The sequence below is a fragment of the Caballeronia sp. genome (assembly GCF_049581465.1).
Lineage (GTDB): Bacteria > Pseudomonadota > Gammaproteobacteria > Burkholderiales > Burkholderiaceae > Caballeronia.
Genome location: NZ_JBAUSA010001184.1, coordinates 1 through 14,393, shown reverse-complemented (window position 1 = coordinate 14,393; position 14,393 = coordinate 1). Strand labels below are relative to the sequence as shown.

General features: G+C 59.7%; 11 protein-coding genes and 1 pseudogene. 3 read left to right on the top strand and 9 right to left on the bottom strand.

Annotated features, from left to right (window positions below; translation table 11 throughout):
• The first annotated feature begins 97 nt into the window (after positions 1–97).
• Positions 98–1,291 carry an acetylornithine deacetylase gene (argE, locus tag WCA53_RS29005; RefSeq protein WP_423919202.1) on the top strand — a complete coding sequence of 398 codons (1,194 nt, stop codon included), beginning with the start codon at positions 98–100 and terminating at the stop codon, positions 1,289–1,291.
• Between the two features lie 10 nt (positions 1,292–1,301).
• Positions 1,302–2,318 (top strand): threonine/serine dehydratase, encoded by a 1,017-nt coding sequence (locus WCA53_RS29000; RefSeq protein ID WP_423919199.1) that lies wholly within the window; start codon positions 1,302–1,304, stop codon positions 2,316–2,318.
• A 29-nt stretch (positions 2,319–2,347) separates the two neighbouring features.
• Here WCA53_RS29000 and WCA53_RS28995 read toward each other — a convergent pair whose 3' ends face one another.
• The 4 genes and pseudogenes from WCA53_RS28995 to WCA53_RS28980 all read right to left on the bottom strand — a co-directional run bounded on the left by WCA53_RS28995 (position 2,348) and on the right by WCA53_RS28980 (position 6,578).
• Positions 2,348–3,166, bottom strand: coding sequence for an ABC transporter permease subunit (locus WCA53_RS28995; RefSeq protein WP_423919211.1), 819 nt, complete (start codon positions 3,164–3,166; stop codon positions 2,348–2,350).
• Positions 3,166–4,080, bottom strand: a complete 915-nt coding sequence (locus WCA53_RS28990) for an ABC transporter permease subunit (RefSeq protein ID WP_423919208.1) — start codon at positions 4,078–4,080, stop codon at positions 3,166–3,168. Before WCA53_RS28990 ends, WCA53_RS28995 begins: the two co-directional genes overlap by 1 nt.
• 53 nt (positions 4,081–4,133) lie before the next feature.
• A pseudogene (locus WCA53_RS28985) lies at positions 4,134–5,222 on the bottom strand (ABC transporter ATP-binding protein); the annotation flags it as partial.
• A 261-nt stretch (positions 5,223–5,483) separates the two neighbouring features.
• A complete protein-coding gene (locus WCA53_RS28980; RefSeq protein ID WP_423919205.1) occupies positions 5,484–6,578 on the bottom strand; it encodes a polyamine ABC transporter substrate-binding protein in 1,095 nt (364 codons plus the stop codon).
• A 475-nt stretch (positions 6,579–7,053) separates the two neighbouring features.
• Here WCA53_RS28980 and WCA53_RS28975 point away from each other — a divergent pair, with 475 nt between their 5' ends.
• Positions 7,054–7,257, top strand: a complete 204-nt coding sequence (locus tag WCA53_RS28975) for a DUF1289 domain-containing protein (protein WP_423919195.1) — start codon at positions 7,054–7,056, stop codon at positions 7,255–7,257.
• Positions 7,258–7,491: 234 nt separating this feature from the next.
• On the opposite strand, the gene WCA53_RS28970 is transcribed toward WCA53_RS28975, so the two are convergent.
• The 5 genes from WCA53_RS28970 to WCA53_RS28950 all read right to left on the bottom strand — a co-directional run.
• Positions 7,492–8,649: an NAD(P)H-dependent flavin oxidoreductase gene (locus WCA53_RS28970; RefSeq protein WP_423919190.1), complete on the bottom strand. Its 1,158-nt coding sequence runs from the start codon at positions 8,647–8,649 to the stop codon at positions 7,492–7,494.
• A gap of 241 nt (positions 8,650–8,890) precedes the next feature.
• On the bottom strand, positions 8,891–10,483 hold the full coding sequence (locus WCA53_RS28965) for an ABC-F family ATPase (RefSeq protein ID WP_423919187.1): 1,593 nt from the start codon (positions 10,481–10,483) through the stop codon (positions 8,891–8,893).
• 147 nt (positions 10,484–10,630) lie between these two features.
• Complete coding sequence (thrC, locus tag WCA53_RS28960) at positions 10,631–12,076, bottom strand: threonine synthase (RefSeq protein WP_423919184.1); 1,446 nt, start codon at positions 12,074–12,076, stop codon at positions 10,631–10,633.
• A 9-nt stretch (positions 12,077–12,085) separates the two neighbouring features.
• Entirely contained in the window at positions 12,086–13,402 is a 1,317-nt protein-coding gene (locus WCA53_RS28955; protein WP_423919181.1) for a homoserine dehydrogenase, read from the bottom strand.
• A gap of 26 nt (positions 13,403–13,428) precedes the next feature.
• Positions 13,429–14,393, bottom strand: a 965-nt coding sequence (locus WCA53_RS28950; protein ID WP_423919177.1) for a pyridoxal phosphate-dependent aminotransferase, incomplete at its 5' end; no start/stop codon positions are given.

Below are 14,393 nucleotides of genomic sequence, written 5' to 3'. Positions count from 1 at the left end.
CCGCTAGCAGAACCGCCCAAAATCTAACCCCACACTCGCCGCAAGCAGCCCCCTATACCCCTCCCCCATCCCCGCCCAATCCGAACAGGAACCCACCATGTCCCCAATCGCAGAGCAGCCCGCCTCGCTCCCTTGGATCAAAAAGCTAGTGTCCTTCGACACAGTCAGCCGCAACCCCAACATGGGCCTGATCGAAACCGTTCGCGACGAACTGCGCACCGCCGGCATCGAAGCCACACTCACCACCGATCGCTCCGGAAAATGGGCCAACCTGTTCGCGACCGTGCCCGCCCACGACGGCCAAACAAACGGCGGCATCGTGCTATCAGGACACACCGATGTGGTGCCAGTCGATGGCCAGAACTGGGACAGCGATCCGTTCAAACCGGAAATCCGCGACGGCCTCTTATACGGCCGCGGAACCTGCGACATGAAAGGGTTCATCGGTGCAGCGCTGAGCCTGTTGCCCAAGATGCAGGCCACGAAACTCGCGCGCCCAATCCACTTCGCCCTTTCCTTCGACGAAGAAGTCGGCTGCGTCGGCGCACCACTGATGATCGACGACCTGCAAAAGCGCGGCCTGCGCCCCGACGGCTGTATCGTCGGAGAGCCGACCAGCATGCGTCCGATCATCGCGCATAAGGGAATCAATACTTATAACTGCTGCGTGCGCGGACTGGCCGCTCACTCGTCGCTGACCCCACACGGCCTGAACGCAATCGAATATGCCGCGCGCCTGATCTGTTTCATTCGCGACGTCGCCGATGAATTCCGCGCGCAAGGCCCGTTCGACGAACAATACGACGTGCCCTTCACAACCGCGCAAACCAGCACGATCAAAGGCGGCAACGCGATCAACACAGTGCCGGCCATCTGTAACTTCGAGTTCGAATTCCGCAACCTGCCAACGCTCGATCCGGATATCGTGTTCGCGCGAATCGAAAAGTATGCACGTGAGACCTTGCTGCCAAAGATGCAGAAGGAACACGCGAGCGCAGCCATCGAGTTCTCGAAGATCGCTTCGGCGCCCGGGCTGGATGCATCGGAACAAGCCGCGATCACGCAACTCGTGCGCGCACTGACCGAGAACCAGGAGAAGCGCAAGGTCGCATACGGCACGGAAGCGGGGCTGTTCGCGCTGGCCGGTGTGCCGAGCATCGTGTGCGGACCGGGGAACATCGAGCAGGCGCACAAGGCGAACGAGTACGTATCGCTGCAACAACTGGCGGCTTGCGAAGCGTTTCTCGGCAAGTTCATTCACAGTATGTCCGTCGAAGCTCACGCACATTAACTTGATCCAAATGTCCACCTCCGCCCACCACCCCGAGCACACGATCGACGGTACGCCGATCCCCACGCTTGACGATATCGCCAGCCAGCACATGGTGCTCGCGCCATGGGTGGCGCGCACGCCGACCTTCGAGCGCACCGATTTCGCGACGCTCGAGGGTACGTCGGTCAACTTCAAGTTCGAGTTGCTGCAAGTGGGCGGCACGTTCAAGACGCGCGGCGCTTTTTCGCACTTGCTCGCCCTCACCGAACCCGAGCGCGCCGCAGGCGTGACCTGCGTGTCGGCGGGTAATCACGCGGTCGCGGTGGCGTATGCCGCCATGCGGCGCCGGATCGGCGCGAAGGTCGTGATGATCAAGACGGCGAGCGCGGCGCGCGTCGCAATGTGCCATCGTTTCGGCGCCGACGTGGTGATGGCACAAGACGGCGCCGACGCTTTCCGTATCGTGCGGGAAATCGAAGCCGAGGAAGGCCGCTACTTCGTGCATCCGTTCAATAGCTACCGGACCGTGCTGGCGACGGCGACGCTTGGCTACGAATGGACCTCGCAAGCGCCCGATCTCGATGTCGTCATCCTGCCAATCGGCGGCGGCGGACTCGCGGCGGGCGCGTCTCTGGCGCTGCGGCTCGCGAATCCATCGATACATGTGTACGGCGTGGAGCCAGTCGGCGCCGACGCAATGGGCCAGAGCTTTGCCGCCAATCACACGGTCAAGATGGGCCCGATGCACAGCATCGCGGATTCGCTGATGGCGCCACACACCGAGGAATACAGCTATGAGTTGTGCCGCCGGCATATCGACCGGCTAGTCACCGTGTCGGACGCAGAGTTGCGCCACGCCATGCTGCTTCTCTTCGATGAACTGAAGCTGGCGGTCGAACCGTCCGCAGCCGCTGCGACCGCCGCGCTCCTCGGGCCGTTGCGGGACGCGTGCCAAGGCAAGCGCGTTGGCGTCCTGTTGTGCGGCACGAACACCGATCCCGTGACATTCACCCGACATCTCGGCATGGCCGCGCTCGGCGAATAAGGCCGGGAGCACGGCCCTGCCAAACAGGCCTATAAAACACCCGCCAACCGCCTGCGTTCGCCGCGCTGCATGAAGTAGTTCGCGGCGATCACCCCTACGGTCACCAACGCAATAAACAGCGTGGCGAGCGCGTTCATCTCCGGATTCAGGCCGAGTCGCACGCGCGAGAAAACGATCAGCGGCAAGGTCGTCGAACCCGGTCCCGACAGGAACGCGGACAGCACCAGGTCGTCGATGGAAAGCGTGAAGGACAGCAGCCATCCCGCGACCAGCGCCTGCGATATGAGCGGCAGCGTAATGGCGAAGAATACGCGCGGAGGCGTTGCGCCCAAATCAAGCGCGGCTTCTTCCAGCGAGGGATTCAATTCCCGTACGCGCGATTCCACAATAATCGCGACATAAGAAAGACACAGCATCACATGTCCGATCCATATCGTGAATATGCCGCGCCCGGCCGGCCAGCCAAACCACTTCGCCATTTCAATGAACAGCAATAGCAGCGATATCCCCTGAATCACTTCAGGAATCACGAGCGGCGCATTAATCATGCCGCTATAAAGCGTGAAGCCCCGGAATCGCCCCATTCGCGCGAGAACGAAACCCGCCCATGTGCCGATTACAACCGACGCACAAGCAGTCATTACCGCAATCCGGAGGGAAAGCCACGCGGCGTCGATCAGTTCGTCATCGTGCAATAGCGCGGTATACCAGCGCAGCGAGAATTTCGTCCACACTGTGACGAGTTGCGATTCGTTGAACGAATACACCACAAGGCTGACGATCGGGACGTATAAAAACAGAAACCCGATGCCAAGAAACGTGTAATGGAGCTTGCGACTGGGCTTGATCATCGCTTCTCCTCCAGTTGGCTCGCCCGATAGTGCTGGAACAGCGCTATCGGCACGAGCAGCAGGAGGACCATGGCGCAGGTCACGGCGGACGCCATCGGCCAATCGGCGTTGTCGAAGAATTCATTCCACATCACGCGGCCGATCATCAGCGTGTCGGCGCCACCGAGCAATTCAGGAATCACGTATTCACCTACGGCTGGAATAAATACCAGCAAGCATCCCGCGATAACCCCGTTCTTCGACAGCGGCAGCGTAATCTGCAAGAACGCTTTCCACGGCTTCGCACCGAGATCGTAAGCGGCTTCGAGCAGCGTCAGATCCATTTTCACCAGATGCGCGTAAAGCGGCATCACGAGAAACGGCAGATACGAATAAACCATGCCGATATAAACCGCAATATTCGTGTGGTACAGCTCAATAGGCTGATGGATCACGCCAATCCACATCAGGAAGTTGTTCAGCAGACCGTTGTTCTTCAAAATTCCGATCCACGCATACACGCGAATCAGGAACGAAGTCCAGAACGGCAACATCACTGCCATCAGTAAAAGATTGCGCGTAGCCGGATTGGAACGCGCGATGTAATACGCCATCGGATAACCGAGTATCAGGCATAGCAGCGTGGAAACCGCCGCGACCAGCAGCGAATTCAAGTAGGTCGCGAAATACAGACTATCGGTGACGAGAAACGCATAGTGCGAAAAATCGAGCACGACACTCAGCGCGCCGTCCTTGATCGACGTCAGTTCGGTGTAGGGCGGGATGCCGAGCCGCGCATCGGCAAAACTGATCTTCACAACCAGCAGGAACGGCACGAAAAACAGCAACAGCAGCCAGGTATACGGCCCGGCGATCACCGCGGTCTTGCCGGACAGGCGCATGCGCTGCTTGAGCGAACGCAGCGCGTTCATGCCACCGGCACCCAGCCGAGCGATTGGCGCATAGTCCATTCGGGTACGCGCCTTCATGCCGTGAGCACCACGCCGGCCGAGGCACTCCAGCGCACGTACACCTCGTCGCCCCAGGTCGGGGAATCGATCTCGCCGAGCGAGCGGCTGGAAAGGTTCGCCACCACGACCTTGCCGCTGTCCAGCTTGACGTGATACAGCGTGTAGCCCCCCATGTACGCGATGTTCGCCACGTTGCCGTGGCCCCAGTTGAACGCGCCGTCAGGCGGTTTTCTCGTCAGCGCGACGCGCTCGGGCCGCACCGAGATGGTCACCGGCATGCCAAGCGGCCCGGTAATCCCGTGATTCACATACAGGCGCACAGGCAGTTCCGTCGTGTCCACGAACACATGATCTGGTTCGTCCTCCACCACGTTGCCCTCGAACAAGTTTGTCGTACCGATAAATTCCGCCGTAAAGCGGCTGTTCGGATATTCATACACCTCGTGTGGCGTACCGGTCTGCACGATCTCACCCTCGCTCATCACGGCGATACGGCTGGCCATCGTCATGGCTTCCTCCTGATCGTGCGTGACCATGATGCAAGTCACGCCGACCTGGTCGAGGATATTCACCAGTTCGATTTGCGTGCGCTGGCGGATCTGCTTGTCGAGCGCGGACATGGGTTCATCGAGCAGCAAAAGCTTTGGCCGCTTGACGAGGCTGCGTGCGAGCGCCACGCGTTGTTGCTGGCCGCCCGACAACTGGTCGGGCTTGCGCTGCGCATATCGCGCCATCTGGACAAGATCGAGCGTCGCATGCACGCGGTCTTTCAGTTCCGATCCCCGCACGCCCTCCTGCTTCAACCCGAACGCCACGTTCGCTTCCACCGTCATATGCGGAAACAGCGCATACGACTGGAACATCATGTTCGTCGGCCTCCGATACGGCGGCATGCTCGCCAGATCCTCGCCATCGATCAGGATCTGCCCCGATGTCATCGACTCCAGTCCGGCGAGCATGCGCAGCAAAGTGGATTTGCCACAGCCGGAGCTGCCGAGCAACGCAAACAGTTCGCCCTTCTTCACCGACAGGCTCACGCCCTTGACCGCCGTCGTTTCGTCGAATTTTTTTACTACATCGACGAGCCGCACGAAATTTTCATCGGCCCATTCCGGTGTCCGCAGACCCGGCTCGGGTTTGCGGCCGTTCTGCCCCACCCATCCTGCTGGCACTTCGCTCGACTGCTCACTCATGATCTGCTGCCCGGCTCCTGCGCGTTTCGCGCGTTCTTGCTCGCGGTTATGCTCGCGTTCTTGGTATTTCCGACGTCGAAATGCCTGGAAACAATACATGTCGACTACGAACAAAGCCCCTGGCGGACCAGGGGCTTCGGTTTTCGCGCGACCAGTATTACCTTACGGCATTCAACGCCCGGACTTGAATTCCGTCCACAGTCGCGTTTGCAGGCGCTGGATTTCCTGCGGCAAAGGCTTGAGCAAGAACAATGTCTTGATCACGTCTTGCGGCGGATACACGGCAGGGTCGTCTGCCACGTCCTTCGATACATATTTGCGCGCCTCAAGATTAGCACTCGGGTAATACACCTCGTTGGTGATAGCGGCGTGAACCTGCGGCGTCTCGATGTAGTTGATCCACTCCAGCGCGGCTTCCTTGTTCTTCGCGTCTTTCGGAATCGCCATCACGTCGAACCAGACCGGGGCACCACCCTTCGGGATGTAATACTCGATCTTGTACGGCTTCTTCGCCTCTTCCGCACGATGCTTCGCGATCACCACGTCACCCGACCAGCCATAGGCAAAGCATACGTCGCCGCCGACCAGATCGTTGATATAACCCGACGAGTTGAATTGCGTGATGTACGGCCGGATCTTCTTGAGCATTGCCAGGGCCTCGCGATAATCGGCCGGGTTCGTGCTCATGGGATCCTTGCCGATGTAATGCAGCGCCGCCGCGAACATCTGGTCGGGCGCGTCAAGCACGGACACCCCGCACGCTTTCAGCTTCGAGATGTTTTCCGGCTTGAACAGGATATCCCAGCTATCGAGCGGCACAGTGTTGCCGAGGATCGACTGAACCTTCGTCACGTTATAGCCGAGACCTGTCGTGCCATACGCCCAGGGCACCGTGTATTTATTGCCCGGATCGGCGCCCGCAATCAGTTTCATCAGATCGGGATCGAGATACTTGAGGTTGGGCAGCTTGGATTTATCGAGTGGCCAGAAGATGCCTGCCGCGAGCTGCTTGCCGGCGTAGTTGCTGGTCGGCACCACGATGTCATAGCCCGAATTGCCCGTGAAGAGCTTGGCCTGGAGCGTGTCGTCGCTGTCGTAGTTGTCGTACTTGACCTTCACACCCGTCTCTTTCTCGAAATTCGGGATCGTGTCCTTCGCGATGTAATCCGACCAGTTATACACATTCAGCTGCGTGTCCTTGGCCGCTGCCGCGAGCGGCGTGACGGCCGTGATAGCCGTAACCGCAGCGCAGGTGATCGCGAGCATCGTCAGGCGTGCACCCAAGCCTGAATCCACGCGTGCAACCGAGTCTTCGCCCCATGTACGTCCAACCAACCGGCCCGCCAGTTTTTTCGTCATCGCGTTGTCTCCGTCCTTCGATAAATCGGCTTTGCCGAACATGGACCACCTTGTGTCCCGAAGCGCCCGCGCAACGACCGCTTCGCGACCCTGACTCTCTAAAAACCCGAAAACTATCATCAAAGTGTGTCGTCTCAAAAAACAATTGGTCATTTTTGTCGCGCAAAGTGCACACCGGCGAGGATGAGGTTCAGGGGGCGGGGCGGGAGGGGTTCTGCGGGCGGTGAGTGCGCAGGACGTTTACAATTGCGCGAACTGCAGTTTCACCTTGAGAACTGGCGCCCTACGCGAAGCAAACCGGCTTTGGCGTCGCGCGTCGAGTGCTTCAAATTTTTGCGGGGCGCTACGCTTTTTCGATAGGTAGCGCCTGCTACGGGCGTTTATGGCATCGAATCTTCATGACTTACCGGACAGCCCGTGCATCGGCGTCTGCTCCACCCTTTTCGACGATATTTGCAAAGGCTGCGGTCGTACGGCCAGCGAAGTTTCAAACTGGGTTTTTCTCGCCGACGACGAGAAGCGCGCGATCTGGGAGCGCATCAACCACGAAGGCACCGCAATGCGTTTTACGCGCGACAAAGCTTGATGACCGAGGGGTCACGCTTAGCCGCGCAGTAGCGGGCGTCAATGCGCTTGACGCGCGACAAAACTTGATGAACGAGGGGTCGCACCCAGACGCGCCGCGGCGTGCGCCAACGCGCTTTACGCGCGACAAAGCTTGATGGGGACGAAGGCATCACATTTAGAGGCACTATTACGGGGATCCGAAACCCGCTGGGATGGCACCCAAGTGCAGCGAGCGCTTCTCACCGCTGCGTCTCTACGCCGCAAGCCCTGGCCTCACGTCGAGAATCAACAGGTCGAGCAACTCCCGCACGCTGCGAATTGCCGATCCAAACGGCAGCGCCTCGCGTCCTCTAAAGAACAATCCATTCGCCCGATCCCCGCGCAGCGCTGCGGCGAGACGCGTATCGATACAAAAGTGCCCGAATTTCTCGATGCCGTCGCGTAACCCGCAGGCACTCAGGCAGTTGAGACCGGTTGGGCATGCGTGCGGGCGCGAGCCGATCTTGTCGCGGATCCTCTGCTCGTTTCGCAAGTAGCGCGAGAGCCACGGCGTGTTCACAGCGCGCGCCGGCAATCCGGTCACGCTCACGAACTCAACGATGTCTTCGGGCGTCGCGTCGGCGAGAATGCGCTTGAACTCGGGATGTGCGTCGCCCTCTTGCGTTACCGCGAACGCCGTGCCGAGTTGCACGCCCGATGCACCCGCCGTCAGCCAGTGACGCACGGCGGCGTGCGAGTCGATGCCCCCCGCGACGATCAGCGGAATCTGCGCGCGGTCAATGCCGAGGGAATCGAAGGTCAGCATGGTTTCGTCGATCACGCGCTGGAATTCGAAGCGCTCGTTCGGGATATCGGCGATGTTCGCCACGCCGAGATGACCGCCCGCGTGCGCCGGATGTTCGATCACGATGGCATCGGGCAAGCGGTTCTTTTTCAGCCACTTCTTAAGCACCAGCGCAATGCCGCGGCTGTCCGAAAGAATCGGGATCAACGCGATATCGACGCCCTGCGTCAGATCGGGCAAATCGAGCGGCAAGCCCGCGCCCATCACGATGGCGTCCGCGCCGCTCTCGCACGCGGTTTTCACTGCGGCTGCGTAGGAGCCTACTGCCCGCATTACGTTGACTGCAACCATTCCCCGGCCTTCGCTGATCGCCTTGGCAGCCGTGATCTCACGACGTAATGCCGTCAGGTTCGCGGCTTCCATGGTTGCCTGCGTCGGGTCCTGCTTGCAGAGTTCTAGCAAGTCAGGGTGGTGATGGCGCAGGTCGATGCTCGCAATCGTGCCCATAGCCCCTTCCTTCGCGACCGCGCCCGCGAGCCGGGAAGCGGATATGCCGACACCCATGCCTCCCTGAACAATGGGAAGCAACGTTCGGCCGCGAATAGTCATTGAAGGAAGAGGCGTCATCTTAGTGATAGGTCCAGGGTGAGATTTTTCGAGCTTGCGACAGGTTGGACAAGTACGGGTTGATATTTATCAACCCGGATCGACTACGCCGTGTTTCGCCTTGCGGAACATGAAACCTTGTTTTGGGCGACACCGCGTTTCGCGCACGCACAAAGCAAACGGCCCGCTTCTTTCGAAGCGGGCCGTTTGCGCGGGCTGTTTGACTTACCCGGTTTTAGTCGTCTTTAGTACTGGGCAAGCGTTACTGGACTCCCTGGCTCGCCAGCAGTTCCTCGTACGTCCCGCCAAAATCGCGCAGCGTGCCGTCGTTCTTCACTTCGATAATCCGATTCGCCAAACCATTGACGAACTCACGATCGTGCGACACGAAGATCAACGTGCCTTCGTATTTTTCCAGCGCGATTTGCAGCGACTCGATCGATTCCATGTCCATGTGGTTCGTCGGCTCGTCCATCAACAGCACATTCGGGCGTCCAAGCATTAATTTGCCCCAGATCATCCGGCCCTTCTCGCCGCCCGACAGCACCTTCACCGACTTCTTGATGTCGTCGGCGTTGAAGAGCAAACGGCCCAGCGTGCCGCGCACCATCTGGTCGTCGTCGCCTTCCTGACGATACTGGTCGACCCAGTCGGTCAGCGTCTCGTCCTTCGGAAACTCTTCGTAGGTGTCCTGCGGCATGTAGCCGACCAGTGCGTTTTCCGCCCACTTCACCGTGCCGCCATCCAGTTCGATCGCACCCTTCAGCGCGCGCAGCAACGTGGTCTTGCCCGCGCCGTTCTCGCCGATGATCGCGATCCGTTCACCCGGCTGCACGCTCAGGTTGAAATGATCGAAGATGGTGCGGTCGTACTTCTTCGTGATGCCGTTCGCCACCACCGCAATGTTGTGGAGCTTCTTCTCGAAATCGAATCGAATGAACGGGTTTTGTCGCGACGAAGGCTTGAATTCCTCGATCTTGATCTTCTCGATCTGCTTCGCGCGACTCGTGGCCTGGCGCGCCTTCGACTTGTTCGCCGAGAAGCGGCGCACGAAGTCCTGCAAATCGGCAACTTTGTCCTTGGCCTTCTGGTTCGCGTTCGCCTGACGCTCGCGCGCCTGAGCCGACGCCAGCATGTAGTCGTCGTAATTCCCCGGATAAACCTTCAACGTGCCGTAGTCCATGTCCGCCATGTGCGTGCAGACCTGGTTCAGGAAGTGTCGATCGTGGGAAATGATGACCATGGTCGAGTTGTACTGGTTCAGTATGTCCTCGAGCCAACGGATGGAGGTGATGTCCAGGTTGTTGGTCGGCTCGTCGAGCAGCAGCACGTCCGGCTTGGAAAACAGCGCCTGCGCGAGCAGCACGCGCAATTTCCAGCCAGGCGCCACGTTGCTCATGGGTCCCGTATGGTCCCCGATCGCTATGCCGATACCGAGCAGCAACTCGCCCGCGCGCGCTTCTGCCGTGTAACCGCCGTACTCCGCGAACTTCGCCTCGAGTTCGGCGGCGTGCATATAGTCGTCGTCGGTGGCGTCGGGATTCGCGTAGATCGCATCGCGCTCCGACATCGCGGTCCACATTTCCGTGTGGCCCATCATCACGACGTCGAGCACGCGCATGTCTTCATAGGCGAACTGATCCTGGCTCAATTTGCCCAGCCGAATGTTCGGTTCGAGCATCACATTGCCCGAACTCGGCTCCAGGTCCCTACCCAGGATCTTCATGAACGTGGATTTGCCGCAACCGTTCGCCCCAATCAGGCCGTAGCGATTTCCTTCCCCGAACTTGACCGAAATGTTCTCGAAGAGGGGCTTCGGCCCGAATTGCATGGTGATGTTGGCAGTAGACAGCACAGCGCGTCCTTTTCAATGTGTACGGCGAAAAACCGCGTATTTTAGCAGTTTTGAGGACAACTTGCGGCAACGCAACGCAAAACGTAACGCGCCAGGGTCAAGCGAATGCATCCCCCGGCGTCGCGTTCGTCACCGCGAGCCCCGCGCTTAAACGCGCTGCGCGACGTACGCCTTCACCACATTCGCATCGGCGGCGACGATATCGAATCTTTGTGGCAATTGTTCCAGTCCGACGAAGGCCGCCGGCCGCTCCGGATCACGCTGCAAGGCTTCGCGGATGGTTTCGCCGAACTTGATGGGCTGCGCGGTTTCCAGCACGATCATCGGCACGCCTGCTTGCAAGTGCTCGCGCGCGACTTTCAGGCCGTCGGCGGTGTGGGTGTCGATCATCGTTTCGTAACGCGTGTATGCATCACGAATGGTCTGTACACGATCCGCGTGGCTACTGCTTCCTGACACAAAACCGAATTCCTTCACGCGCGCGAAATCGCCGCTCGCCGCCAGGTCGAAACCGCCCTTTTCTTCTACATCGCGGAAAAGTTGCAACACGCGTGCGGGCTCGCGGCCAAGCAAATCGAACACGAAACGTTCGAAGTTCGACGCCTTCGAGATATCCATGCTCGGACTGGTCGTGTGATACGTCTGCGCCGCCGTGCGCACGCGATACGCGCCCGTGCGGAAAAACTCGTCGAGGACGTCGTTTTCGTTCGTCGCTACGACCAGCTTCTCGATCGGCAGGCCCATCATCCGCGCGATGTGGCCCGCGCAGACATTGCCGAAATTGCCCGACGGCACGGTGAACGACACGCGCTCCGCGTTCGATTGCGTCGCGGCGAAGTAGCCCTTGAAGTAGTAGACGACCTGCGCCACCACGCGCGCCCAATTAATGGAATTGACCGTGCCGATTTTGTTCTGCGCCTTGAACGCGTGATCATTCGACACCGCTTTCACGATGTCCTGGCACGCGTCGAAGTTACCTTCAACGGCCAGATTGAAGATGTTCGGGTCTTGAAGCGAAAACATCTGCGCGGTCTGGAACGCGCTCATTTTCTTGTGCGGCGACAGCATGAACACCCTGACGCCCTTCTTGCCGCGCATTGCATATTCGGCGGCGCTCCCCGTATCCCCGGACGTTGCTCCGAGAATATTCAGGGTTTCGCCGTGCTTGGCCAGCGTGTACTCGAACAGATTGCCGAGCAGTTGCATGGCCATGTCCTTGAACGCGAGCGTCGGACCGTTCGACAACTCAAGCAGCGAAACGGTGGTGCCGTTTTCAACGCCAAGCGTCTTCAGCGGGGTGATCTGCGCCGCACTTTCATGGTGGCGAACGTTGCTGTACGTGCTGGCCGTGTAAGTGCGGTGCGTGAGCGCGCGAAGATCGTCGGCGGGAATGTCGTCGCTGAATTTGTGCAGGATTTCAAACGCAAGGTCCGCATACGACAGCGCGCGCCATTGCGCCAGTTCGCTCGGCGTCACCCGCGGATATTCAGCGGGCAGGTACAGACCGCCGTCCTTCGCAAGACCGGTAAGCAGGATGTCGGAAAACAGGTGGCGCTCGCCGAAACCGGCACCGCGCGTGGAGATATAGTTCATTTGAAAGCCCTAGTTCAACGCTTGCAGGCGCAATTTCGTTACCTTCGAGACGACCGTGGAGAGCGCCTCGATTTGCACGATCGCCGCATTGACTTCCCTTTCGACCGTCTCGTGCGTGATCAGGATGATGTCGGTTTCGCCCTTATCCTCACCCTCAACCTGCTCGGATTCCTTTTGCAGCAACGCATCGATCGAAATGGCCTTGTCAGCCAGAATCCGCGTGATGTTGGCGAGCACGCCCGTCACGTCGGCCACGCGCAGGCGAAGGTAATACCCGCTCGTCACGTCCTCGATAGACAGGATCGGCGTGTTCGAAAGGCTGTCCGGCTGGAACGCGAGATGCGGCACGCGATGTTCGGGGTCGGCGGTATGCAGGCGCGTGACGTCGACCAGATCGGCCACCACGGCCGAGGCGGTTGGCTCTGCACCCGCGCCTTTGCCGTAGTAGAGCGTCGTCCCGACCGCGTCGCCATGCACGACGACCGCGTTCATCGCGCCTTCGACATTTGCCAGCAAGCGCTTTTCCGGAATCAGCGTGGGATGCGTGCGCAACTCAATACCCTGTTTCGTACGCCGCGCGATGCCAAGGAGCTTGATCCGATAGCCCAGCTCTTCGGCATAGCGGATGTCGATTGCGTCGAGTTTGCTGATCCCTTCCACGTACGCCCGGTCGAACTGGACCGGCACGCCGAATGCGATCGCACTCATGATCGTGATCTTGTGGGCCGCGTCCACGCCTTCAATGTCGAAGGTGGGATCCGTTTCGGCGTAACCCAGGTCCTGTGCGGCTTTGAGCGCCGTCGCGAAGTCCAGCCCGCGATCGCGCATTTCCGAAAGGATGTAGTTGGTCGTGCCATTGATGATCCCGGCGATGTACTCGATCCGGTTCGCGGTCAGCCCTTCGCGCAATGCCTTGATGATAGGAATTCCGCCCGCGACCGCCGCCTCGAACGCCACCATCACACCCTTCTGGCTTGCCGCTTCAAAGATTTCGCTGCCATGCACGGCCAAAAGTGCCTTGTTCGCGGTCACCACATGCTTGCCGTTGGCGATCGCACGCAGGACCAGCTCACGCGCGAAACCCGTGCCGCCGATCATCTCGGCCACGATGTCGATGGAAGGATCGTCGACGACCGAGTTGAAGTCACTCGTCACATCCACGCCGGCGGACGCCGGCACCTTTGACGGTGTACGCACCGCGATGCGCGTGATGGCAATGCCCCGTCCGGCGCGGCGTTTGATTTCTTCCTGATTGCGGCGCAGCACCGTGAAGGTGCCACCGCCGACCGTGCCGAAGCCCAGCAGGCCAACTTTGATCGGTTCCATTGAAGCGTGGTCTTATAAAAAGGGTTTTAGACAGAGTGACGTTTTCGATAACCATCGAGAAAGCGCCCGATGCGGTGGATCGAGTCAGCGAGGTCGTCGACGTTCGGCAGGAACACAACGCGGAAGTGGTCAGGCGTCGGCCAGTTGAAGCCCGTACCCTGCACAAGCAGCGTGCGTTCTTCAAGCAGCAGGTCAGTAATGAACTGCTGGTCGTCCACAATGGGATACATCTTGGGGTCAAGCTTTGGAAACATGTAGAGCGCCGCCTGAGGCTTGACGCAGCTCACGCCCGGGATAGCCGTAAGCATGTCGTAGGCAAGCTCGCGCTGCTTGAATAGCCGCCCGCCGGGCACGATCAGGTCGTTGATGCTCTGATATCCACCGAGCGCCGTCTGGATCGCATACTGGCCCGGCACGTTTGCGCACAGTCGCATGGACGCAAGAATGCCGAGGCCTTCCATATAGTCGTTGGCCGCGCGGCGATTCTCGCCCGTCATGCCGGACAGGAACATCCAGCCCGCGCGATAACCGCATGACCGGTAGCTCTTCGACAAGCTGTTGAACGTCACCGTCAGCACGTCCTCCGACAACGCCGCGACGGACGTATGCGTGAGTCCGTCATAGATGATCTTGTCGTACACCTCGTCGGCGAAAATGATCAGGCCGTGCTTGCGCGCCAATTCGATCATTTCGAGCAGCAGTTCGTCCGAATACAGCGCGCCGGTCGGGTTGTTCGGATTGATGATGACGAGCGCCTTCGTGTTGGGCGTGATCTTCGAGCGCAAGTCGTCGAGATCCGGCATCCAGCCGGCGGATTCGTCGCAGAGATAATGGACCGGCGTTCCCGACGACAAACTCACGGCGGCCGTCCACAACGGATAGTCGGGCGCGGGCAACAACACTTCGTCCCCGTCGTTCAACAAGCCCTGCATGGCCATGACGATCAATTCCGATGCGCCGTTGCCAATATAGATGTCGTCCAGCTCTACGC